Origin of the sequence: Halovenus amylolytica (assembly GCA_004015825.1) — an archaeon.
Taxonomy (GTDB): Archaea; Halobacteriota; Halobacteria; order Halobacteriales; family Haloarculaceae; genus Halovenus; species Halovenus amylolytica.
Genome location: SAYS01000008.1, coordinates 57,662 through 79,276, shown reverse-complemented (window position 1 = coordinate 79,276; position 21,615 = coordinate 57,662). Strand labels below are relative to the sequence as shown.

The 21,615-nt window shown below is 60.9% G+C and carries 24 protein-coding genes; 11 read left to right on the top strand and 13 right to left on the bottom strand.

Translation table 11 applies throughout. The annotated features are described in order from the left end of the window. Nucleotides 1-2 precede the first annotated feature (2 nt). Entirely contained in the window at nt 3-1,130 is a 1,128-nt protein-coding gene (locus EOW68_RS08485) for an ORC1-type DNA replication protein (RefSeq protein ID WP_128224730.1), read from the bottom strand. A 213-nt stretch (nt 1,131-1,343) separates the two neighbouring features. Here EOW68_RS08485 and EOW68_RS08480 point away from each other — a divergent pair, with 213 nt between their 5' ends. Further along, nucleotides 1,344-1,547, top strand: coding sequence for a hypothetical protein (locus EOW68_RS08480; protein ID WP_128224729.1), 204 nt, complete (start codon nt 1,344-1,346; stop codon nt 1,545-1,547). Here EOW68_RS08480 and EOW68_RS08475 read toward each other — a convergent pair. Both EOW68_RS08475 and EOW68_RS08470 read right to left on the bottom strand, forming a co-directional pair. Further along, a complete protein-coding gene (locus tag EOW68_RS08475; RefSeq protein ID WP_128224728.1) occupies nt 1,544-3,532 on the bottom strand; it encodes a MutS-related protein in 1,989 nt (662 codons plus the stop codon). The two genes, EOW68_RS08480 and EOW68_RS08475, sit on opposite strands and share 4 nt — an antisense overlap. An 81-nt stretch (nt 3,533-3,613) precedes the next feature. Beyond that, nucleotides 3,614-4,237 carry a class I SAM-dependent methyltransferase gene (locus EOW68_RS08470; protein ID WP_128224727.1) on the bottom strand — a complete coding sequence of 208 codons (624 nt, stop codon included), beginning with the start codon at nt 4,235-4,237 and terminating at the stop codon, nt 3,614-3,616. Between the two features lie 102 nt (nt 4,238-4,339). Between EOW68_RS08470 and EOW68_RS08465 the strand changes: the two genes are divergently transcribed. Further along, nucleotides 4,340-4,999, top strand: coding sequence for a metallophosphoesterase family protein (locus EOW68_RS08465; RefSeq protein ID WP_128224726.1), 660 nt, complete (start codon nt 4,340-4,342; stop codon nt 4,997-4,999). Nucleotides 5,000-5,491: 492 nt separating this feature from the next. Here EOW68_RS08465 and EOW68_RS08460 read toward each other — a convergent pair whose 3' ends face one another. Beyond that, nucleotides 5,492-6,673 carry an aspartate kinase gene (locus EOW68_RS08460; RefSeq protein ID WP_128224725.1) on the bottom strand — a complete coding sequence of 394 codons (1,182 nt, stop codon included), beginning with the start codon at nt 6,671-6,673 and terminating at the stop codon, nt 5,492-5,494. A gap of 183 nt (nt 6,674-6,856) precedes the next feature. Between EOW68_RS08460 and EOW68_RS08455 the strand changes: the two genes are divergently transcribed. From EOW68_RS08455 to EOW68_RS08435, 5 genes are all read left to right on the top strand, one after another. Beyond that, nucleotides 6,857-7,243, top strand: a complete 387-nt coding sequence (locus EOW68_RS08455; protein WP_128224724.1) for a hypothetical protein — start codon at nt 6,857-6,859, stop codon at nt 7,241-7,243. A 334-nt stretch (nt 7,244-7,577) separates the two neighbouring features. After that, complete coding sequence (gene ilvA, locus EOW68_RS08450) at nt 7,578-8,804, top strand: threonine ammonia-lyase (protein ID WP_128224723.1); 1,227 nt, start codon at nt 7,578-7,580, stop codon at nt 8,802-8,804. 332 nt (nt 8,805-9,136) lie between these two features. Continuing rightward, nucleotides 9,137-10,174, top strand: a complete 1,038-nt coding sequence (locus tag EOW68_RS08445; protein ID WP_431358823.1) for an asparaginase domain-containing protein — start codon at nt 9,137-9,139, stop codon at nt 10,172-10,174. A 129-nt stretch (nt 10,175-10,303) separates the two neighbouring features. Then, nucleotides 10,304-10,993 carry a metal-dependent transcriptional regulator gene (locus tag EOW68_RS08440; protein ID WP_128224721.1) on the top strand — a complete coding sequence of 230 codons (690 nt, stop codon included), beginning with the start codon at nt 10,304-10,306 and terminating at the stop codon, nt 10,991-10,993. A gap of 76 nt (nt 10,994-11,069) precedes the next feature. Further along, a complete protein-coding gene (locus EOW68_RS08435; RefSeq protein ID WP_128224720.1) occupies nt 11,070-11,261 on the top strand; it encodes a 30S ribosomal protein S17e in 192 nt (63 codons plus the stop codon). Between the two features lie 31 nt (nt 11,262-11,292). On the opposite strand, the gene EOW68_RS18625 is transcribed toward EOW68_RS08435, so the two are convergent. From EOW68_RS18625 to EOW68_RS08420, 4 genes are all read right to left on the bottom strand, one after another. Beyond that, nucleotides 11,293-11,433 carry a DUF7331 family protein gene (locus EOW68_RS18625; protein ID WP_431358822.1) on the bottom strand — a complete coding sequence of 47 codons (141 nt, stop codon included), beginning with the start codon at nt 11,431-11,433 and terminating at the stop codon, nt 11,293-11,295. A gap of 143 nt (nt 11,434-11,576) precedes the next feature. Then, nucleotides 11,577-12,869: a phosphoribosylamine--glycine ligase gene (purD, locus tag EOW68_RS08430; protein ID WP_128224719.1), complete on the bottom strand. Its 1,293-nt coding sequence runs from the start codon at nt 12,867-12,869 to the stop codon at nt 11,577-11,579. Between the two features lie 51 nt (nt 12,870-12,920). Continuing rightward, nucleotides 12,921-13,712, bottom strand: a complete 792-nt coding sequence (locus EOW68_RS08425) for a hypothetical protein (RefSeq protein WP_128224718.1) — start codon at nt 13,710-13,712, stop codon at nt 12,921-12,923. Nucleotides 13,713-13,813: 101 nt separating this feature from the next. Continuing rightward, nucleotides 13,814-14,539, bottom strand: coding sequence for a guanosine phosphorylase (locus EOW68_RS08420; protein ID WP_128224717.1), 726 nt, complete (start codon nt 14,537-14,539; stop codon nt 13,814-13,816). A gap of 258 nt (nt 14,540-14,797) precedes the next feature. On the opposite strand from EOW68_RS08420, the gene citZ reads away from it, so the two are divergent. From citZ to EOW68_RS08405, 3 genes are all read left to right on the top strand, one after another. Continuing rightward, nucleotides 14,798-15,949, top strand: a complete 1,152-nt coding sequence (gene citZ, locus EOW68_RS08415) for a citrate synthase (protein ID WP_128224716.1) — start codon at nt 14,798-14,800, stop codon at nt 15,947-15,949. A 6-nt stretch (nt 15,950-15,955) separates the two neighbouring features. After that, complete coding sequence (locus EOW68_RS08410; protein WP_128224715.1) at nt 15,956-16,339, top strand: gamma-glutamylcyclotransferase family protein; 384 nt, start codon at nt 15,956-15,958, stop codon at nt 16,337-16,339. A gap of 66 nt (nt 16,340-16,405) precedes the next feature. Beyond that, entirely contained in the window at nt 16,406-16,780 is a 375-nt protein-coding gene (locus EOW68_RS08405) for a CBS domain-containing protein (protein WP_431358821.1), read from the top strand. Here EOW68_RS08405 and EOW68_RS08400 read toward each other — a convergent pair. Next, nucleotides 16,777-17,373, bottom strand: a complete 597-nt coding sequence (locus tag EOW68_RS08400) for a DUF192 domain-containing protein (RefSeq protein ID WP_128224714.1) — start codon at nt 17,371-17,373, stop codon at nt 16,777-16,779. The genes EOW68_RS08405 and EOW68_RS08400 overlap by 4 nt on opposite strands. 821 nt (nt 17,374-18,194) lie before the next feature. Between EOW68_RS08400 and EOW68_RS08395 the strand changes: the two genes are divergently transcribed. Further along, nucleotides 18,195-18,923: a hypothetical protein gene (locus tag EOW68_RS08395; RefSeq protein ID WP_128224713.1), complete on the top strand. Its 729-nt coding sequence runs from the start codon at nt 18,195-18,197 to the stop codon at nt 18,921-18,923. 55 nt (nt 18,924-18,978) lie between these two features. Here EOW68_RS08395 and EOW68_RS08390 read toward each other — a convergent pair whose 3' ends face one another. Genes EOW68_RS08390 through EOW68_RS08375 form a run of 4 tightly spaced genes read right to left on the bottom strand, consistent with a single transcriptional unit; the run spans nt 18,979 to nt 21,464 of the window. Then, entirely contained in the window at nt 18,979-19,620 is a 642-nt protein-coding gene (locus tag EOW68_RS08390) for a 30S ribosomal protein S3ae (protein WP_128224712.1), read from the bottom strand. After that, a complete protein-coding gene (locus EOW68_RS08385; protein WP_431358820.1) occupies nt 19,617-19,889 on the bottom strand; it encodes a KEOPS complex subunit Pcc1 in 273 nt (90 codons plus the stop codon). The genes EOW68_RS08390 and EOW68_RS08385 overlap by 4 nt, the downstream gene beginning before the upstream one ends. Further along, on the bottom strand, nt 19,886-21,001 hold the full coding sequence (locus EOW68_RS08380; protein WP_128224711.1) for a hypothetical protein: 1,116 nt from the start codon (nt 20,999-21,001) through the stop codon (nt 19,886-19,888). The genes EOW68_RS08385 and EOW68_RS08380 overlap by 4 nt, the downstream gene beginning before the upstream one ends. A gap of 1 nt (nt 21,002) precedes the next feature. Further along, nucleotides 21,003-21,464 (bottom strand): 30S ribosomal protein S15, encoded by a 462-nt coding sequence (locus EOW68_RS08375; RefSeq protein WP_128224710.1) that lies wholly within the window; start codon nt 21,462-21,464, stop codon nt 21,003-21,005. Nucleotides 21,465-21,615: the final 151 nt, after the last annotated feature.

Sequence of the window (21,615 nt, the reverse complement as noted above, 5' to 3'; positions counted from 1 at the left end):
TCTTACAGGCGGTCAGTCACAGCGTCGGCATCGTAGTTCAGGGAGAGTTCCCGTGACCGGCCTCGGCCCTCCACCTCGGTGTAGCTCGCGTCGATGATCCCGAGCTGGTCGAGTTTGTTGATGATCTCCGAGTAGCGAGTATAGCCGAGGTCGGTCTTCTCGTGGAACCGATCGTAGATCTCGCCGGCTTGCTCGCCGCTGTGTTCGGCGATCACCTCCACGAGTGCCGTTTCAGAGTCGGACAGTTCCTGCAGTCGGCGCGAGAGGTGGACGTACTTCGAGTTCTCGTAGGCCTCCTCGACGTCCTCTCGCTCGACGGTTCGGCTGGCCCGCATCTCCGCTTTCATCCCGGCCCGGCGGAGCAGATCGATCCCGACCCGGAGATCCCCACCCTGTTCGGCGGTGAGTTCGGCTACCTTGTCCAGCACCGGCGCGGTGACGACGTCGTCGTGGAACCCGCGATTTGCACGTTCCTGCAGGATCTCCGCGATTTCGGGCTCGTCGTATTTCGGGAAATAGATATCCTCCGGTCGGAACACGCTCTGGACCCGCCCGTCGAGTTCTTCGAGAATGTCCATATCCAGATCCGAGGAGATGACGATCACGCCGATCTTCGCGCCACCCTGCTCTTCGTGTGCGCGCAGGAGCGAATACAGTGTATCGGAGGCCTCGGACTCGTAGAAGAGATAGTTGATGTCGTCGAGTGCGACGACGAGCACCTCGTCACTCTCGACGAGGCGGTCGGTCACCTGCGAGAACAGCTTCTTGAAGGAGATGCCCGATGCTGGTGGCTCGTAGTCGAAGACTTCCTCGAACAGCCGCGAGAAGATCGCGTACCGTGTCGAGTTGACCTGGCAGTTGACCCTGACGGCCTGGACGTCGGTCCGCGCGCGCAGCTCGTCGAAGAGGATCTGGACCGAGGTCGTCTTCCCGGTGCCGGGTGGACCCTGGGCCATCACGTTGAGTGGGCGCGAGCCACGCACGGCGGGTTTGAGTGCGTATTTCAGGCTCTCCATCTGGCTTTCACGGTGGATGAACGTCTCCGGGACGTAGTCGATCTCGAAGACGTGTTCGTTGCGAAAGACGGACTCGTCCCAGGACAACATCTCCTCGTCTGGCTCGTCCGTCATTATACTTTCACCGAGCTTGCGGCGACACTTAACAGTATTGCAGCGTCATAGTGATTGTTGCGGTTATTTTCGTGACCGAGTCACGGATATCGACGTGTCACGGCGTGTAACACAGAATTTGTGTCGCCAGAGCCGTAAAGACTCGCAACAATCACTATCAGACGAAGTCGCAACTACCCACACGTTTTCTTGTGTCAACTCGAATTTCAATTCATGGAACACGAACTCCGCTGGCGGCTCGATTTGATTATCGGGTTGGTTGTGTTTGTCGCGCTGTGTGCGGCGACGATCGTCGTCACCACAGTGGCGTACGGTATCCTCTGGGTGATACTGTTCGCGGTGCTCCTGTGGATCGCGTTCTCCCAGATCGACTCTCTCCAGCAGTACACAGGCTGGCACCGCAAGAAATCGCCCTAGAACTTTTCGAGCAAGCCACTGTAAAACGCCGCCCCGTCACCTGTTTCGTCGTCGTCGGCCAGTTTCTCGACGATCAACTCCGGTGTCGACCGTGCGAGTCGACCCTTCACTGGCGACCGATCGACCTGCAGTTCGCCGTCTTCGATGCCGTCGGCCTGGATCCCGTCGACAGAGAGTTCGATCTCCGCGACATCCATTATTTCGCGAGCCAGGTGGGAGACGAACACCGCCGTCGCGCCGCGCTCGTCGAGTGCTTCCAGAATCCCGGCCATGATGTTCGCACTCGCACCCGGTTCGGTGATGCTTTCGAGTTCGTCGACCAGAACGAGTACCGATCGGTCCTCGCTAACGTCCGTCACGAGATTGCCGAACTCCCGCAGCGTCGATTCGAAGGCCCCCGCATCGAGCGTGCCCTGGGTTTTCGCGTAGTAGTGTAGTTCCTCGATGCGCTCGATTCGGGCCTCGTCGGCGGGCACTGGTAGCCCCATATGTGCGAGTGTTACGACGAGTCCGACGAGATCCAGCGTCGACGTTTTCCCGCCGCTGTTGACTCCCGAGAGAAGTGTCACACCATCGACGCCGTAGTCGATCGGTTCGACATCCTCGAATGGAACGTCCAGCAGCGGGGATCGTCCACCTTCGATTACGAACCCCTCGCCGGCGAAGGTCGGCATCGTGCAGTCGAAATCCCGGGCGAAGCGAGCGACTGCGAGTTCGACATCGAGTTCGAGTGCCCGGTCGACGAGTTGCTCGCAGTCGGCCTGCAATCCAGCGAGTTCGTCGGCGACGGCCAGTTTCTTGCTGGTCGCCCGACGATCCCGCATCGCGACGAGTTCCTCGCGTAAGCGATTGCGGACCTCTTTGTCGTGCTCGACCGGGTAGGTCGGCTCGTCGTCGAAGATCCGCCGCGCCAGCGATTCGTTGTCGGTCAGATCGAGCACGTCGACGAGCTGTTCGCGGGCCTGGTCGACGGCCGCACTGTACTCGTCGGCGAGTTCGCGCTGAAGGAGAGAATCTACACCGGCACCGCGTTCGACGAGTGAGAGCAGATCCGTCCCCTCGATCGTGACATCCCGTTTCTCGATAGCGTTCCGGAGGTGATCGTTCGCCAGCCGTTCTGCCTCGCTGATCGCGCCATCGAGTGAATCGATCGCCGCGTTCAGCCTGTCGAGTTCCTCGTCGCCGGTGACCGTGCCGTCGGTGTCGAGTTTCGACAGCGCGTTTTGCAGCGTATCGAGATCGCAGGGCGAGTCGAGCGCTGCCTCGCGGTGGACGCGAGCCGCCGCCTGCAGGCTGTCCCTGTTGTGTGCGAAAAAGGAGAGCGTTCGCTCGGGAACGACCGACTCGGGTTCGTCGAGTGCGCCGGGCTCGACACGGACGTCGCCTTCCAGTTCCGTTCCGACGAAGGCCTCGTCGAGTGCGATCACCGTCGAGTAGCCGCGGGCGAGTTCGGAGAGCTGGCGGGTATCCTCGACAAGTTCGACGCTGAGTTCGGGGACGGCCTCGCGGGCTTTCGCGTAGGTTTCGGCATCCTGTGTCGCGAGACAGCGGTCACGGACGCGGAGATCACTCGGCGCTTCGAGCGGTTCCACCCCAGCGAGTGCATCGAGAACAGCGTCAGTTGGGTTCTGTTCGATGGCGTCGCGAGCGAACGCCTGGACCTCCTCGATCCGGGACTGGACACCGCTCGGGTACAGCGTCTCCAGTCGGCTGGCAGCGTATTTCGTGACTGTTCGGTCTTTGAGCAAGGCGAGTGCCTCGCGGTGGAGTTCCTTGGCCCTCGGGGTCGCAGCGAATCCGCCGGGATCGTCGTGCTGGGTGCGGATCGCACCGCGGGCGATTCTGGCTGCGCGACCGTCGCTAACCCCCGGTGCCCGTGCGATGGCTGCGACATCTCCCTCCTGTAGCGCCCGCTCGGGCTCGTCGAGTTCCCGCAACGCCTCGGCCGTCTTCGCTCCCACACCGGGGATCGACGTGAGCTCCATCTACGTTGCAATTCGGAGCGGGGGCAAAAAATCTAGCGAGTAGGGTGAGGATTTCGTGTCGTCAGGATTGGAAGGTTCCAATCACTCCGTCAGTTCGGCCTCGAAAAACAGCCAGCTCGATTCTTCCTCAGCCAGTTCGTCTTTCGCAGTCGATTCGTCGGTGATCCGAAAGCCTGCCTCGCGTAACTGCTCGCGTGTCGACTCCTGGCCGGCGATATGCCACTGCATCTCCACGCCGCTATCGAGCCAGTCCGGATTCGTCCCACACCACTCTCCGGTGCCTTCTGTGAGCAACAGTCCCCCACCCGGACGGAGAACCCGGGCACACTCGTCGATGACCTGCTGGTGTTGCGCCAGCGGAACGTGGATGAGGGAGTGAAAGGAAACAGCTGCATCGAACGTGCCGGCGTCGAAGGGGAGCCGGGTCATATCCCCCTGCAAGAGTGGTGTTCCGGGGACTGCCTCACGGGCCATCTGGAGCTGGCCACGGGAGATATCCAGACCGATGGCCGCCCTGTCAGTAGCGAGGGTGCGGAGGATCGGCTCGCCCTGCCCACAGCCAGCATCCAGGATGCGAGCCGACGGGGAGAGTGAGTCGAGAAATCGGTCGAGGATAGCCAGTTCGTCCGCGTCGGGATCACGGCTTCCAGCGTAAATCTCCGTGAGGTCGTCGTACCCACTCCGGACGGCGTCCTTGTCGACCATGTGGACAGCGACGGAGCGGAGTTGTAAACTGTTTTTGATAGATTTCGTGTCGGTGAACTGATCCTGACAGCCCTTATAATCGTACAGTGTGTTGACACAGATATGAACGTCGGCGTCATTTCGGATCTCCACGGGAACAAGGTCGCACTCGACGCTGTGATCGAGGATATGCCGGCCGTCGATCGGATCATCTGCGCCGGGGATATCGTCGGCTACAACCCCTGGCACGCCGACTGTGTCGACTTTGTCCGCGAGGAATCGATTCCGACGGTGATGGGCAACCACGACCGTGCGACCGCGGGCAGTACCTCCTTTGGCTTCAACAGTATGGCCGGCGCAGGGGTCGAACACGCCCGCGAACAGCTCAACGACGACCAGCTCTCCTGGCTCGGTGCACTGCCCGACTCCCGGCTGGTCTGTGACGATCGCGTGAAGATCGTCCACGGCCACCCCGACAACCCCGACCGCTACACCTATCCCTCGGAGTTCAGTCCGAAACTCCTCGACGAGGAGGACGTCCTCGTGATGGGCCACACCCACGTCCAGGCCAACGAGATCTTCGACGAGGGAATCGTGATGAACCCGGGGAGTGTCGGCCAGCCCCGCGATAGCGATCCGCGGGCTGCCTATGCGACCTTGGATCTCGACGAGATGACTGTCGAGGAACACCGCGTCACGTACGATATCGAGAGAGTTCAGGAAGCGGTTCGGGAGGCTGGGCTGCCCGGCCGGATTGCGTCGCGTCTCGAAGAAGGACGGTGAGTTTGGGTTAAGGGTGTTGGAATTATGAGAGATAGAGGGACTCAGAACAGAGATTCAGACAGCCAGAAAGCCCCCGGGCGTTCGCCGGTTGCGACTCGCTGCGCTCCTCGCTTCGCTGTCGTTCGAAAGGCCGCCGGCCTTTCGTGATCACGAGAGAGCTTTGCTCTCTCGAACGACGGTGCTTACGTCGTCTCACTCGGCGAACGCCCGGCCCCTTTCAGTCCCGCCCGGCCTGGAAAATTACATCGGGCGGGACTGATACTGCCGGCTGTAAGAAACTGAAGAATTGCGTCACCCCGGGGTAGCGCATATCTTTACGAATTTACAGCCGGCAGTATGAAAGGGGCGAGGCGCTGGACGAAGGCGGGCGACGTAAGCACTGGACCGAACGGAGTGAGGGAAGCGCGCAGCGAACCCCCCAAGTTCAGCGCCTCGGGGCTTTCTTGCTGTTTGTAACTCGAACATCGCTATCCCAAGTGAAAAATCCGACTCCTAGAACACGTCTCGCAGCAACTCCAGTGCACGTTCGCGTTCTTCCCAGTCGACGAACACCGAAATCGACGTCGCGCTGGTCACCACGTCGTGGATGTAGATGTGCTCTTCGGCGAGCGGACCGAGCACGTTGTTCACGGCGCCGCTTTTGTCCTGGAGTTCACCACCCGCAACCCGGACGACTGCGATTCCCTCTTCGAGCGTGACACTGGAGAGAATCTCGTCTTCGACGACTCGCTCGTGGAGCACCGTCTCGGCTTCCTTCGCGTCTTCACAGTCGACGTAGAAGGTAATCGAATCGAGGCCGCTGGAGTTGGTCTCGACGTTGATCCCCGCCTCGGACAGGGTCGCCGAGAGTCGGGAGAGCACGCCGGGCTGGTTTCGGATCGACCGACCAGCGACCGTGATACAGGCCAGTTCGCGCTCCTGGAGATCGATCAGGTTCTCGAACTCGCCTTCGATGTTCGTCCCGCCGGTGAGGAGATCACCGTGCTGGTGATGGACGACACGGACTTCGAGATCACCAGTCTTGTATGTCAGCGCAGACGGTGCGACGACCTCCGCACCGCGGAAGGAGAGATTTCGGAGTTCGTCGACCGTGATCTCGCCGACGTTACGGGCCCCTTCGACGACGTTCGGGTCGCCGGTCATGACGCCCTCGACGTCTGTGACGATGACGACCTCGTCGGCAGCCATGTAGTTGCCGAGCATGACCGCAGTCGTGTCACTGCCACCACGGCCGAGTGTCGTGATCGTCCCATCGTGATCCTCGGCCAGGAAGCCGGTGATGACCGGGACGACACCGTTGGCCATGGATTCTGCGCAGTCTTCTGCGCGTGCACGCGTCACATCCACGTCGACCTCGCCGTACTCGTCGGTGATGATCGGCCAGTTGTCCCGGCCCGGTTCGAGGAACTCGGCGTCGATGCCGCGGGCCTCCAGCGCGCCTTTCAGCATTCTGACGGAGGTCCGCTCGCCCATGCTAACGATCTCCGCGCGGTCAGCCTCCGTCGCGTCGAATTTCATCTCGTCGAGCAGTACGTCAGTGGTGCCGCCCATCGCACTGACGACAACGGCGACCTCGTGGCCAGCCTCGACGGCTGCCGCGATCGAATCAGCCGCGCGATTGATCCGGTCGCCGTCCGCGACGCTCGTACCACCGAACTTGGCAACTATCCGCATACAATCACCTGTTGTGTGTGTCGGTAACTCATTTTCCGCCCCTTTGTCGCCACTGTGGATAACTGCTTTCATCTGGACTACCCAGAAATGTTAGAGCAAGGACAGTCCGAGCGGTCCTGCCCGGGGACGAGCCGGGCGTGTGAGAGAGACACATATAATTGGCCCCGGGTCCAACGGGTGGCTATGGAACTGCGGGACGCTGTGGAGGCCGACGCCGGACGGCTCGCTGCGCTGACGGACGCACCGCGGGACGTCATGCGGAACCTCGTCCACGACAGAACTGTTCGTATCGCCGAACGGGACGACGAAATCGTCGGGTTCGTCAGCTACGACGCCCGCGACCAGACCGTCCACGTCACACAGCTCGAGGCGGAGGGAGAGGCGTACGAACGGCTGCTCGAAGAGCCGGTCCGCTTTGCCCGAACGGAGGGGATGGCTGTCGAACTGCTCGCACTCCGCGAGGAATCGGAGATCCAGACGGTCGCCGACGAGATGGGGTTCGAACGAACCGGCAGTGGCCCCCGGTTCGACGGGAAACCGACCGTCAGATACCGCGCCGAAAAACTGTAGCCGACCCCCGAGACCGACAACTATAGCACGACCTGCGACACCCGCCAGCCACCTGCGCGCGCGAGACCGAGCACCGACCCGAATCCCGACCGTCGCGGGCGATACCTGTTGGACGAACGTACATATGAAGACAGGCGTGTGTCAGCCGTCAGACGGCCGGCATATCCCGACTTCCTCTGTCGATTAGGGATTTATACTGTCACACGTGGGTTTAAGTACATCCAACGAAACCGATAGCTTGCAGTCGCGACTGCAAAGTCACACGCTTCCGGCGGTTTCGGTACGTCCACCGGAGACGGACAGTATATGACCGGCCGGGCCGAAGAGTTGTCGCATGCTCGAACTGGACGACGTACAAGCGGCTCGCGACCGGGTAGCGGAGACATCGCGGCACACGCCGCTGGTGTACTCGCATACCTTTTCTGCGATGACAGGTGCCGACGTCCACGTCAAACAGGAGATGCTCCAGCGAACGGGGGCGTTCAAGATCAGGGGGGCGACCAACCGGATCGCGACGCTCCCAGCGGAGACGCTCGAAGCAGGCGTCGTAACGGCGAGTGCCGGCAATCACGCACAGGGGGTTGCACTCGCAGCCACGCGCATGGGCGTCGACTCGAAAGTCGTCATGCCGGAAGACGCACCGATCTCGAAGATCAAAGCCACCCGCAGCTACGGGGCCGAAGTGATCCTCCACGGCGTCGACTACGACGAGGCCGCCGAGCGCGCCCGTGAGATCGAAACAGAAGAGGGGCGGTACTATCTGGAGGCGTTCGACGACTGGGAGGTTATGGCCGGCCAGGGGACGCTCGGGCTGGAGATCTACGACGATCTCCCGAGCGTCGAGACAGTCGTCGTCCCGATCGGCGGCGGCGGACTCATCTCGGGGATCGCGACTGCCCTCAAAGGACTCGACCCGGACGTGAGAGTGATCGGCGTCCAGGCCGAAGGTGCGTCGAGCGTCGCCCCCTCACTGTCGAAAGGTGAGCGGATCGAACTGGACAGCGTCGATACGATCGCAGACGGGATCGCGACCCGGACCATCGGCGAGAAGACCTTCGAGGTGATCAAAGAGCGCGTCGACGAGGTCGTCACCGTCTCGGATGCAGATATCGCAGTCGCAGTGACGACGCTGCTCGAACGGTCGAAAACCCTGGTCGAGGGGGCCGGGGCGGTCCCGCTTGCAGCACTGCTCGCGGGTGAGTTCGAGTACGAGGACGACGAGACCATCGTCCCGACACTCTGCGGGGGGAACATCGACATGAATACGCTGACGACGGTGATCATGCGCGGGATGATCGAGACTGGGCGCTATCTCCGAATTCGGACGGTACTGCCGGACAGACCCGGCGCGCTGGATTCACTCGTGGCGGTCATCTCGGAGCAGGAGGCCAACATCTACGCGATCCAGCACGACCGGACCTCCCGGGACGTCTCGATGGACGACGCGGAGATCGAGATCGATCTGGAGACGCGGGGCCACGACCACGTGACCGAACTGATCGACGCGCTGGAGACGGCAGGCTACGAGATCGAGATCCTGACCGGTGAGACCGAGTTCTGAGTAACAGAGCCAGACAGCAGGATCCAACTAACGAAATTAGAGGTTATTTATATATACTTATACTCCATTCAATATATAAATAATTCAGATTACATAATAGAAAGCATAAATAGATGTATTTTAAAGAAAGTAATATTTTCTCGAAAAATAGTTAATACATCCGGGCAAAAATCGAAATTTGGATGGTAAATAACAATCCAGATGCGGAAAGAGTAGATGAATCAAGTGATTTTGACAAGATGTCAGAGTCGGTGGGTACCAAATCAGCTTTGACGCGACGGACACTTATGAAGATAGCAGGAGCGAGTGGGATTGTTGCGGGAACTGGATCAATGACAGGAGCAGCAGGAGCAGACGAACACGAGAGCGACGAGGACGGTGAAGACGAGGAATCTGAAGAACTTCCAGAGATCCTTCTCGTTGGATCTGGTGGAACTGTCGCGAATCCAGAGACAGAAGGATATCTATCACCGTCAGAGTTGGTCGAGGCACGACCAGAACTGGAGGAGGTCGCAAATATTTCCGTTGCAGGCGTCTCGCAACTGGGAAGCAGTCAGTTGAACAAAGATGTTCTGTTCGGGATTCACGATGCGATCATGGAAGCCGCAGAAAGTTCGTCACCACCAGATGGTGTTGTGGTAACCGTCGGTTCGAACACCGTCGAGGAGGTGCTGTATTTCCTCAATCTATCGCTAAAAACGGAACTCCCAGTCGTCGGGACCGCTGCCCAACGGGGTGTCGATGCACTCGGAACCGATAGTGACAAGAACCTGTACGATGCTGTCCGCGTTGCAGGTCACCCCGACGCAGCAGGCCGTGGCGCGCTGCTAATGGTAAACGACGAGATCTTCCACGCGCGGGATGTGACAAAACTGGTAAGCAGTCGTCCCGACGGATGGAGTTCACCGAATACTGGCCCAGTCGGGCTGACAGACGGCGGTATCGAATTCTATCAGCAGGTGGAGCGAGCATCGTATCCAGATACCGAATTTGACCTTTCCAACCGAACACCGGAGGATTTCTCACTCGGTGAGATCGATATCACGTATTCTGCGCTGGGTATGGAAGGCAGAATGGTCGACGCAGCAGTTGAAGCAGGTACCAAGGGCTTCGTCGATGCGGCCTTGCTGACAGGTACTTCTGCCCGTCCGGACGGAAAACGTGGCCTACAGTCAGCACTCCGACATGCAGCACAAGATGGTATTCCGGTCGTCACCTCTCATCGAGGGACGCAAGGTGTGATTACCGGTGACGAGGATTTCATCGGCGGTGGAAGCCTCACTCCGCAGAAAGCAAGAATCCTATTGGCGTTTGGCATGATGGAAGGGAAAGAAGGTGAAGAGTTACGGGAACTATTCGAAACGTACTGATCTGTCTGACAGAGCTGCTACACTTATTTTGCACACTGTGTCCGAGCAAGACTGAAAGCGAAATAAACGACTGATAGAGAACCACCACCGATGAGTACACTTTTGAGATGACCGCCCCAAAGAGCGGGTATGTTGAGCGCGAAGATGGAGGATTATCTCAAAGCCATCTACGAGGTCAAACAGCGGGAGGGGGAACCCGTCTCGACGTCGGCCGTCGCGGAGTTGCTCGACGTCGAGCCACCGACGGTGACGAGTATGATGGAGAAACTCGAATCGCGCGGGCTCGTCGACCGGGAGAAGTACAAGGGGGTGGAGCTGACGACCGAGGGGGAGACCGTCGCGCTCGAAGTGCTCCGGCACCACCGGCTGCTCGAAACCTATCTCGCCGAGCAACTCGATTACGACTGGGCCGAGGTCCACGACGAGGCCGACCGGCTCGAACACCACATCAGCGAGGAGTTCGAGAAACGCGTCGCCGAACTGCTCGACGATCCGGAGGTCGATCCACACGGTGATCCGATCCCCAACGACGCACTCGAACCCGTCCAGGGCGAGGACAGGAAACTCAGTGGACACGAAGAAGGCGAGACGCTGATCGTCCAGCGTGTCAGGGATCGCGATCCAGAAGAGCTGTCCTATCTCCAGCGCGTCGGGATCACGCCGGGGACCCAGATCACGGTCGACGAGATTCCACCGATCGGGATGGTGACCGTCAGGCTCGCCGACGGGGAGACCGTCTCACTGCCCGACTCGATCGCGGACTCGATCCGTGTCCGGGTCCCCGGTGCCAGTGTCGAAGACGCCAACGGACTCTCGTAGGACGATACTCCGTCTCCAGCGGGCGACGGCCAAGTCGAATCATTTTAGAGGGCCACGACGCTACGGGACTGTACCAATGGCCATCAAACCTGCATACGTCAAAAAGACGGGGCGCTTGCTTATGGAGAAGTACCCGGACGCGTTCGGCCCGGATTTCGAACACAACAAGGAACTGGTAACGGAGCTCACCAACATCGAGTCGAAGGGCGTTCGTAACCGCATCGCTGGCTACGTTACTCGCAAGCAGCGCTCGCCACAGCCTGCATAACGCGTTCTCTATTACTCAAAAAAAGCCGCGCCTAGAGATCGATGTCGACGACGGTGTCTGACTGGAGCCAGGCCGTACTATTCTCTCGATCGTAGATCACGCACTGGCCGCCACCAGTCTCGATTAGTCCGTACCGTTTGTCTTCCTCTTCGGAATTGATTTCGCCTTTCATGGCATTATGTGGGAGGGATTCCCGCTGTCTGGTGGTAGGTGTCAACTAAATATAACCCTTTCGCACCTGTATATATGAATTAACGAACCGAGCGGTGAAATAATAGTGTGGGTTTGCTGGAAACAGTCTGGAGCAGGCTGGTCTCACTCACCGCGGAGTTCGGCCATGTGATCGATCCGTTGCTGGACGAGATCCGGTTTGCCGATGTCGTGGCGCACGCGGAGCCCTTCCTCGCCGGCAGCAGAGATAGCTTCTTCCGCGATCTCTTCAGCCTCGGTGATCGAGTCGGCGACCCCGACGACGGCAAATGATCGTGAGGTTGTCGTGTAGATGCCGTCGTCACGTTCGTCGACACTCGCGTAGTACAGCAGTGCCTCGCCGGCGCTCTCCTCGTCGATAGTAACTTCAGCACCCGATTGCGGATCGGTCGGATATCCGTCGGGAACTGCGTACTTGCAGACGGTCGCCTGGCGCTGGAAACTCAACTGCGGGAGTGACTCCTCCTCGCGGGCGGCAACGAGCACGTCCAGGAAGTTGGTGCCCAGGACAGGGAGTGTATTCATCGCCTCCGGATCGCCGAATCGGGCGTTGAACTCGACGACCTTGATGCCATCAGTAGTCAACATGAACTGGCCGTACAGCACACCCTTGTAGCCGTCGAGTGCGTCGACGGTTTCCCGGAGCACGTCGACAGCGTCGTTGTACTCCGACTCGCTCATAAACGGGAGCTGGAGTGCTGCGTCGCTGTATGCACCCATCCCGCCGGTGTTCGGCCCCTCGTCTCCTTCGTAGGCACGTTTGTGGTCCTGGACTGCGGGCGTGACACGCAACTGGCCGTTCGCGACGAAGCCCTGGATCGTGAACTCCTCGCCGACGAGTCGTTCTTCGAGGACGATCCGGTCGTAGTCGGAGTCGCGGATGTACTCCTTTGCCTCCTCGGCTGTACACTGGTCGCCGATCACACGGACGCCTTTGCCGCCGGTCAGCCCCGCGGGTTTGACTGCGAGGTCGCCGTCGTAGTCGTCGATATACTCACAGGCGGCCTCCATGTCGTCGAAGGTCTCGAAATCCGGACAGCCCGGAATCTCGTGTTGTTTCATGAACCGGCGCTGGAAGGCCTTGTCCGTCTCGATACGGGCCGCATCTTCCTGCGGGCCGAAGGTGTAGACACCAGCCTCGTCGAGTGCGTCTGCAACACCTGCGGCGAGGGCGGCCTCCGGACCGATGACTGCGAGTGTCGCGTCGACATCGTCAGCGTACGAGCGGACAGCCGTCGGGTTCGTCGTATCGAGTGTCTCGAACCCCTCGGCGAGGCGCGCGATACCTGGATTGCGATTCCCCGCACAGGCGTACAGTGTGGCCGCAGACTCGGAGAGCGCGCGTGCGATCGCGTGCTCTCGGCCACCGCCACCGACCAGCAGCACTGTCTCTTCCATATCCAACAAAGACCCCGAACCGAGTGTAAAACTTCCGTTCCAGCGGTCCAGCTACACGGCGTGGACGACGTGACGGAAGATCGCGCCGGGGACTGTCGTCACGACTGCGAGCGGCTGGTCGGGCCCGGTGTACAGCGTGACGGTGCCATCGACTGCGCGGACGACTCGGCCGAAGCTGGAACCGAACTCTTCGGCGAACCCGGGCCCGTCGACCGTCGCGTCGAGTTGGCCCTCGACCTGTGTCCCCCCGTCGGTCAGCCCGAAGTTGACCTGTCCGGCGGTAACGGTCAGTGGATACCGGTCGAGACCACACCGCCGGGCTGCACCGACGAGTCGCGCAAGCTCGGCTGCGGTCGTCTCGATACGTGTCGGAACTGGATCGCCGCCGTCGTCGAGGAAGACGCCTCCGTCGAACCGGTCCGGAAGCGAGAGTTCGATCTCGTCGAGCAGTGCCGGGTCGACCGCACAGTCGACGGCCACTTTCGAGTGTCGGCCGACGAGGCGAAGCTGTGAGGCCATCGCTGCGCCGGGTTCGCCGACGAAACTGAGCGTGATCGGGTCGGTGCCAGCGAGCCACTCCAGCCAGTCGAGCACTTCGACGACCGGGAACAGCGCTGCAGTCGGTTCGAACACCGAGAGTCTGTCGAACAACTCCGATGAGAGCGTACAGTACGAGCGCTGGGCTGCATCGACGCTGCTGGCCGGTGTCTCCAGCCCGTCGGCGGTGATGTCGACGAACATCTCCCGGTGTGGCTCGTTTCCATTGCCTCCAAGCGCGGCTGTCCGGAGTGCGTCGGCGATTACGTCACCCTCGCCTTCGATGACTGCCAGTTCCTCGCCCATGGAAACATAGGTAACCCGCAAGAACTTGTAGCCCACTGATTCTTCGAGGAGTTATCAGAGACAGTATCTCAAGAAGTCGACTATCCCCAGTAACAGAGACCTCAGAGTTTCGTCGTCGCATCCAGCGCAATCTTGATCGCGCGGTCGACGTTGTTTTTGGCCTTCTCGGGAAGTTCCTCGTCCTCCGTCTCCCCTTTCTGTGTTCCCTCGACGAGGTTCCCATCGACGGTACAGATCGCGCCCGCACGCAGGCCCTTCCGCCGGGCGAGCGTAAACAGCGCAGCAGCCTCCATCTCGACGGCGAGCAAGCCGGCATCCTCCCACGCGTCGACGTACGCCTCGGTCTCCGCGTAGAAGGCGTCGTCAGTCGCGATCGGTCCGACGTGGATATCCTCGCCCTGTGCTTCAGTCACGTCGACCAGCGCCGAGAGCACCTCGTAGTCGGGCACGGCCGGAACTGACACGTCCTCGTAGCGCTTCGTCGTCCCCTCGTCTTTCGCCGCGCCCGTCGCGACGATCATGTCACCGATCTCGATACCGGACTGGAGTGCGCCAGTCGTCCCGACACGGAGCAGCGTGTCGACGCCGACTGCAGCCAGCTCCTCGGCTGCGATCGCGGCCGACGGCGAGCCGATGCCGGTCGAACAGATCGTGAGCTCGCGGCCCTCGTAGCTGGCGTTGACGAGTTTGTACTCCCGATTTTCGGCGACGACAGTGTGATCGTCACAGTGGTTCGCGATGCGGTCGACGCGGCCGGGGTCGCCCGGTACGAGTGCGATATCAGTCAGCTCACCCGCCTCGACGAGCAGGTGTGGTTGTTTCGCCATGGGAGACGGTTTTCGCGGGAGCTACTAAGAGTGCCGACTGACCGTGGGTATCGCGGGTCTGCCCCACCAGGCGACAGATAACCGCAACAACAATGATGATAGATACGGCCGAACAGTGGGCTAATTCGGGTGTTGTAGCTGTTTTCGCTCTTTTGCTGGACATCTATCTGTTAGTAAGACAGTTCCCGAGGACAGACTGCCGCGTTCCCGAGGCGAAAGATAATGATTTAACCCGGACGGTGGGAAAGTATGTGTATAATGTCCGACCAACTCAAGAAGGGCCTGGAAGGCGTGCTCGTTGCCGAGTCATCGCTGAGCAATATTGACGGTGATGCCGGGCAGCTCGTGTACCGGGGGTACGATATCGAAGATCTCGCGGTCAACGCGAGCTTCGAGGAAGTGCTCTACTTGCTCTGGAACGGCGAACTCCCGACGGCCGAGCAGCTTGCGTCTTTTATTGATTCCCTCTCCGAGGAACAGGAAATCGAGGAGGGCGTTATTTCGACGCTGGAGACACTCGCCGACGCCGACGAGGAACCGATGGCCGCGCTTCGGACTGGCGTCTCGATGCTCTCCGCGGCCGAGCCCGAATCGGACGCCGAGCCAGAAGATCTCGATAGCGCCCGCCGACAGGGTCGACGGATCGTCGCGAAGATTCCGACAGTTCTGGCTGCCTACGACCGCCTCCGCCGCGACGAGGAGCCACTCGATCCGAAACCGAAGCTCTCCTATTCGGCAAACTTCCTCTATATGCTGACCGGAACGGAGCCAAGCGAGGTCGCCGAGGAGACCTTCGATATGGCACTCACGCTGCACGCCGATCACGGACTCAACGCCTCGACCTTTACCGCAATGGTAATCGGCTCGACGTACGCCGACGTCTACAGCGCGATTACCGGCGGCATCGGGGCACTGTCCGGACCGCTACACGGCGGCGCGAACCAGGACGTAATCGAGACGTTGCTCGAACTCGACGAGAGCGAGAAGGATCCACTGGCGTGGGTCAAAGACCAGACCGAGTCCGGTCGGCGGATTCCCGGCTGGGGACACCGCGTCTACAACGTCAAGGATCCGCGCGCGAAGATCCTCCAGCAGCGACTCGAAGAACTCACCGAGGAATCCGGCCAGACCAAGTGGCTCGAATACACGAACACGATCGAGCGGTACCTGACCGAGGAGAAAGGTCTTCCAGAGAAAGGGATCGCGCCGAACGTGGATTACTACTCCGGCGCAGTCTACTACAAGCTCGGCATTCCGATCGACATGTACACCCCAATCTTCGCGATGGCCCGCAGCGGCGGCTGGCTGGCGCACGTCCTCGAATACCAGGAGGACAACCGCCTCATCCGCCCACGTGGTCGGTACGTCGGCCCGGACGACCGCGATGTCACCCCGATCGACGAACGGTAAGCGGTCGTGGCGGTGTTCGTCTACGGGACGCTGACTGATCGCGACACAGCAGCCCAGGTCGTTGAAACCGTCGAGTACCGTGGTCGGGCAAACGTCGACGGACTCCACCGCGTCGACGGCCGGTATCCGACACTGCTTCCCGGTGGGAGTGTCGCGGGTCGGATTCTCGTCCCACCAGCGATCGAGCCCCTTGACCGCTACGAAGGTGTCGAGTCGGGACTGTACGTGCGCGTCCAGGTTCCGACAGCCGATGGCGGGAACGTCGCGACCTACATCGGCGATCCGGCCCGGCTCGGCGTCGCCGACGAGTGGCCCGGTTCGGGTCCCTTCCCCGAACGCGTGCGGGCGTACATCCGCGAGCACGCTGTCGTGGTGCGTTTCCAGGATTGATCGGGAGATTCTGCTGAACTCGGTCTAGTGACAAATATCAAGACCCCTCCAGCACAGTACTGGGGTATGAGTACGAACCAGCAAAACAGGGTACGGGATATTATGTCCTCACCCGTCGAGACCATTTCACGGAACGCATCGGTCAGCGCGGCTGCGGCGAAGATGCGCGACGAGGATATTAGCGCGTTGATCGTCACCACGAGCGAGCCGTCAATCATCACGGCGACGGACATTCTGGACGCCGTCGCCACCGGGGAGGATGCCTCTGAGATGGCCGTCACCGAGTTGATGACCAAATCAGTCGAGACGGTGCCGCCGGATCTCCGGGTCGGCGAGGCCGCGGCGATGATGACCAGTTTCGGGATCGAACACCTGCCGGTCGTCGAGCGTGGCGACTACATCGGGATCGTCTCGTCGACAGATATCACCGCGGAGTTCTAGGGAAGATCGAAAACCAGTCGGTCCCCGGTCTCGACGCCGTGTTCTGTCGTCCAGTCGCGATTGACTTCGAGGACGTACTGTCCTCGGCCGGGGTACTCGAAGTTCTCACCGTCCTCGTCCGGCCCGGGGGCCTCGGCGTGGTGGATCGACGTGACGACGCCATCCGAATCCGCGTAGACGATATCGATCGGGAAATCCATCTCCCGCATGACGAAGGTCAGGTCCTGTTCTTCCTCGAAGACGAACAGCATGCCGCGGTCGTCGGGAAGTGATTCGGTATCACTCAGCCCCGTGTATCGGAGGTCGCCGGTGTCGGCGATCGCTGCGGTGACGGAGCCGAGTGTCTCGCCATCCTGGGACTGGACCGTAACAACTGTTTTTTCATATTCCTCGTGGATCGATGCGCTCTCATCTGGGGCTGGCTGTTCTGATTCGTCATCCTCCGGAGCTGATGAGTCCGTGCTGTCAGTCTCCGAATTATCGGACTCTGCGTCGTCTGTCGACGACTCATCAGTGTCGCCGCTACAGCCAGCGAGTCCGGCCGTTCCGACCGCGACAGCCACGAGGTACGTTCGTCGGGAGATGGGGCGCATACCGCTAGATACAGTCAAATAGACATAAACCGTGGGCATTCACCACGAGTTCCTGTCGTTTCGAAGGGCGGATTGTGATTTGTGAATTCGCTGAATATCATTCAAAACAGCAAGAAAGCCCCCACGAGACAACGTCAGTACTGGAACCGCTGTAAACAGCAAGAAAGCCCCCGGTCGTTCGCCGGTTGCGACTCGCTGCGCTCCAGTAGGTGCTTACATCGTCTCACTCGGCGAACGACCGGCCCCTTTCATAGTGTTTGTTGCGAGTCTTTACCGCCGTCGTGTAACAAGACATCGGTTACATGGCGTGAAACACCGATATTTGTAACGTGGTCACGAAAATTACCGCAACAAACACTATCAGTCCCGCCCGTATCGGCCGGCCAATTAAGCGACGAGGGTGGGACTGATAGTGTTTGTTGCGAGTCTTTACCGCCGTCGTGTAACAAGACATCGGTTACATGGCGTGAAACACCGATATTTGTAACGTGGTCACGAAAATTACCGCAACAAACACTATGAAAGGGGCGTGGCGCTGAACGAAGGCGGACGACGCAAGCACCGCAACCCGGAGGGTGAGGAGCGCAGCGAGAGTCACGTGAGTGAAACGAGCGTGACCTCGGAAGACGAGCGAAGCGAGTCTTCCGGTGCCCCCGAGTTCAGCGCCACGGGGCTTTCTTGCTGTTCGAAACAACAGTTCAGATTTGAGTGTCTCCTCTCTGGGCTTTCTTGCTGTTCTCGATAAGGATATATCGAGCCAAGCTATCTCAAGCAGATCAGTCAGAGATGTTTAGTCACCAGAGGACACACAGAGCAGTACAGTGGCCGGAACAGACGAATCACAGGCGAGTGACGAGACGGCTGACCAGCAGGAGACCCCCAGCGAGCCAGTCGTCGCACCGGAGCCAGTCGAAGATTCTGACGGCCCCCATCCGAGCGAGGGACTCCAGATCAGAGGCGAGGTGATCGGTGTCGACCGCGTCTCCGCCAGTGCTGTCCCGGCCGACTATCCAGTAACGATCACCACCGAGCAGGCACTCGCTGTCGAGGTGTCGATCGGTGGTCCCGACGAAATTGCTGTCGTCGTCTACTTCGAGACCCCGAAGATGGGTGTCGACGGCCGACTCGGCCGCCTGCTCACACTCGCAGAGACGGACGACCCAGCCGATATCGTCGGGAAGTCGCTCCTGTTGACCGTCGAAGACGGCTTCTACATGCCGGTCGTCCCCGAAGATCCATCGCGGGGCGACGGCCGCGGCGTCTACGGAATCGGCCTCGGACTCGTCCCCTCACTGCTCGTCGGCCTCGTCGGAATTTTTGCTCCGGGATCTGACCTCATCGCCACGACGCCCTTCGTCCTCGCCTGGCTGGTCGGTACCTTCCTCGTCCTCCCGGTCTCGGTCTACATCGACGCGGTGAACCTCCGGGCGACGACCGACTGGGAGGGGTCACCGCGAAACTGGACGATCCTCGCCGCACTCCCGCCGATCAACGTGGTCGCGATCCCACTGTACCTGATCGGCCGGGAGAACGCACAGCCGATCATCTGAGTGCGATCGCTGGCGATCGTGTACACGTCAAAAGAGTGGCCGAAAATCCGGTCGGTTACTCTTCTACGTCTGCGTCTTCTTCCTCGACGTCGACGCTCGCTTCCTCTTCTGCGGCGACTTCCTCGGGTCGGGCTTCGAGGGTCATCTTCTGGATCTCGACACGGCGAAGCGGGTAGATCGTCTTCGCCTCGTTGTAGATCGCAGAGGAGAGTCGACCCTCGACGACGCTGTCGGTCAGGTCCTCGAAGGTCCGCTCTCTGGCGGATTCGCGGACGAGATCGATCATCGTCCGGCGGATCGCCTTCTCCTGGCTCTCGTCGGCCGATTTCGTCGTCAGCGCGACCGGCTGGATCTGGACACGGTAGTCGTCCGTCGTCAGCACGGTGATGTAGGCCTCGATCTTCGAGGAGCCACGGCGCACGAGACTGCGCAGGTAATCCCGCGTCAGCTCGTGTTTGACAAACTCCGTGTACGCCGTATCGCTGGCGACCTCGTTGATCTTGAATTTGAGTTTCGTGTTGTTTCCACTGGCGTCGTTTTTCAGATCGCCGAGTGTCGTTTCGATGGTGCGACCGAGCACCTGGTCCGGTTCGTCTGCTGGTGTCTCACCGAGTTCCTCCCTGTCGAACTGCTCGGGAGCCTGCACGGTGTACCACCGCTTTTCCTGTTTCTGTCTGGATACTGATCGTTCGCTCATATGTTATCTGTTGTCGTGGACGTCTCCCCGTCCGTGGTTGCAAGCTGTGCTGCGACCTGGAGATTGACGACGTAGTCGTCGGCGGTCGACTGCATGCCGCCGGTGGTCTCGCGGTCGATCGTCGTGACGATCCGCGATCCCTCCGTCCGAGTCTCCATCTGTGCGGTGTTGTCCGGGCTGACTGCGTTAGCGATCGCGGCTGCCCGCTCGCTATCGCCGTGGTCGGTCTCGATGCGTGCCCGCCGAGTTGCCTGCTGTCGATGGGTCATACTGCCTCCTTGAACGCTGCGACGAACTCGGTCGGATCGGCGTCGAACTGGGCGCGGCCCACAGTTGCGGTGCCGCCACCCAGCCCGTCGAACTCCGTCGCAGTCTGTTCGATTGCAGTTCCGACCGTTGGCGACTCGTCGCCGACAGCTCTCGCGGCCGCGACGCCGTCCCCGACGACGAGGACGAGCGGCTCCGGCGAGCGAAACTCGGCGACGAGGCGGGCGACGGTCCCGACCGGGGGCTGGCCGTCACACTGCGCGACGAAGAGCCCGTCGTACCGGCCGGTCCGTGCCGTCCGGATCGTTTCGTGAGCGGCTGTCGCGTGCGCACGCCAGATGTCGAGAGCTGTCTCGGTGTCGACACCGCCCAGTGCGACTGCGACTGCGAGTCCGGGCTGTTCGCGGACGAGCGCGTCGAGGACGTCGGCGTAGCCCTCGATCGTCTCGAACGGTCCCCCGGAAAGCGGGTGGAGAAACCGTTCGACCCGTCTGGCACCACGGGCGGTGCCGTCGGGGTCGGCCCCGACCGTCATTGCGACCTGCGAGGCGAGCGCGCGCCTGCCCTCTGTCTCGTCGAGATCGAACCCGGAAACGGCCGACTCGGTTGCTGTAAGATCACCCGAGACGGGCGCGTGTACCAGTGTCGAGTGTGCGAGTCCGTCGGCCGGATCTGTCGTCGGGATGCCGAGACCCGGTCGTCGCTCGATGCCACGTTCGACAGCACGCGTCGCGAGTTCGTCGCCAGGGTGACCGTCGGCAGCCACCGCGCCGGCGAGTGCGAGTTCGAGTCTGTCCGAGCCAAGCTCCGTCGCGACAGCGTAGGCAGTGCGAGCACTCGGCCCATCGACGCCGATCGTCAGCGCTGGGTCGGTTGCCGACCGTCCGATCGCGACCGTCAGATCCGCATCTGTCGACCGCTCCGGGCGCTCGGACAGCGACGTCACCGAAATCTGGTAAGGGACGCCACTGGTATCGAGTGCGCTCGCGAGCAGCCCGACGGCGGCGACACTATCGCCATCCGGTCGCGCGACGAACCGGACGAAGCCGGCATCGCGTAGCCGTGTGGCGAGATCTTCCGATGACGGTGCGTCTGGACGGTCGGCGGCCGACATCTCAGATCAGGTCTCGCGCTTCGTCGACGCTGTAGCTGAAGTCCTCGTCGATCTTGTCGCCGCGGTAGTACTCGAGCAGGCGGCGGATCTTCGACTCGGTGTTCTGCAGCGCCCGCTTGTTGCGGTAGTCCGTCTGGTTTTCTTCCATGTGATCGCGCAGGCGGACGGCCTTCGCCATCAGGTTCCGGAGATCCTCCGGAATGTCGGGCTCTTCGCCCGCTTCTTCGATGATCTCGGTGACCTTCTTGCCCGTCGCGAGTGAGACGTCCGGGATCGGCGTCCCCTGGACACCCTCGTCGCGCAGTTTCAGTCCGATCTGGCTGGGACTGTGACCCTGCTCGGCGAGTTCGACGACGTGTGCTTCGATCGTCTCGCTGTCTACGTCACTCCACTCCGGTGGTTCGTCTGCCGCCGGCCTGTCCGAACCGGACGAGCCACGGCGGCGTGTATGCATTCGTGCCATATGTTTGTTGGAACGACACGAACCGCTGTAATCAGCGGGTTGTCCGATTGTAGCCGATTCGGCCGACTGTCCGACGCGCGGTGATCCACAGCGAGGACAGCCGGCTGTCGGCCGACACTCCCACAATCCCAAGCCGCCCAACTGGACGGCG

Coding starts and splice junctions, on each gene's coding strand:
- EOW68_RS08390 (WP_128224712.1), bottom strand. CDS start 19,620: ATGAGCGAACGATCAGTATCCAGACAGAAACAGGAAAAGCGGTGGTAC.
- EOW68_RS08420 (WP_128224717.1), bottom strand. CDS start 14,539: ATGGCGAAACAACCACACCTGCTCGTCGAGGCGGGTGAGCTGACTGAT.
- purD (WP_128224719.1), bottom strand. CDS start 12,869: ATGGAAGAGACAGTGCTGCTGGTCGGTGGCGGTGGCCGAGAGCACGCG.
- EOW68_RS08445 (WP_431358823.1), top strand. CDS start 9,137: ATGACAGGAGCAGCAGGAGCAGACGAACACGAGAGCGACGAGGACGGT.
- EOW68_RS08400 (WP_128224714.1), bottom strand. CDS start 17,373: ATGCGCCCCATCTCCCGACGAACGTACCTCGTGGCTGTCGCGGTCGGA.
- EOW68_RS08435 (WP_128224720.1), top strand. CDS start 11,070: ATGGCCATCAAACCTGCATACGTCAAAAAGACGGGGCGCTTGCTTATG.
- EOW68_RS08455 (WP_128224724.1), top strand. CDS start 6,857: ATGGAACTGCGGGACGCTGTGGAGGCCGACGCCGGACGGCTCGCTGCG.
- EOW68_RS08460 (WP_128224725.1), bottom strand. CDS start 6,673: ATGCGGATAGTTGCCAAGTTCGGTGGTACGAGCGTCGCGGACGGCGAC.
- EOW68_RS08375 (WP_128224710.1), bottom strand. CDS start 21,464: ATGGCACGAATGCATACACGCCGCCGTGGCTCGTCCGGTTCGGACAGG.
- EOW68_RS08475 (WP_128224728.1), bottom strand. CDS start 3,532: ATGGAGCTCACGTCGATCCCCGGTGTGGGAGCGAAGACGGCCGAGGCG.
- EOW68_RS08485 (WP_128224730.1), bottom strand. CDS start 1,130: ATGACGGACGAGCCAGACGAGGAGATGTTGTCCTGGGACGAGTCCGTC.
- ilvA (WP_128224723.1), top strand. CDS start 7,578: ATGCTCGAACTGGACGACGTACAAGCGGCTCGCGACCGGGTAGCGGAG.
- EOW68_RS18625 (WP_431358822.1), bottom strand. CDS start 11,433: ATGAAAGGCGAAATCAATTCCGAAGAGGAAGACAAACGGTACGGACTA.
- EOW68_RS08405 (WP_431358821.1), top strand. CDS start 16,406: ATGAGTACGAACCAGCAAAACAGGGTACGGGATATTATGTCCTCACCC.
- citZ (WP_128224716.1), top strand. CDS start 14,798: ATGTCCGACCAACTCAAGAAGGGCCTGGAAGGCGTGCTCGTTGCCGAG.
- EOW68_RS08385 (WP_431358820.1), bottom strand. CDS start 19,889: ATGACCCATCGACAGCAGGCAACTCGGCGGGCACGCATCGAGACCGAC.
- EOW68_RS08440 (WP_128224721.1), top strand. CDS start 10,304: ATGTTGAGCGCGAAGATGGAGGATTATCTCAAAGCCATCTACGAGGTC.
- EOW68_RS08470 (WP_128224727.1), bottom strand. CDS start 4,237: ATGGTCGACAAGGACGCCGTCCGGAGTGGGTACGACGACCTCACGGAG.
- EOW68_RS08425 (WP_128224718.1), bottom strand. CDS start 13,712: ATGGGCGAGGAACTGGCAGTCATCGAAGGCGAGGGTGACGTAATCGCC.
- EOW68_RS08465 (WP_128224726.1), top strand. CDS start 4,340: ATGAACGTCGGCGTCATTTCGGATCTCCACGGGAACAAGGTCGCACTC.
- EOW68_RS08480 (WP_128224729.1), top strand. CDS start 1,344: ATGGAACACGAACTCCGCTGGCGGCTCGATTTGATTATCGGGTTGGTT.
- EOW68_RS08380 (WP_128224711.1), bottom strand. CDS start 21,001: ATGTCGGCCGCCGACCGTCCAGACGCACCGTCATCGGAAGATCTCGCC.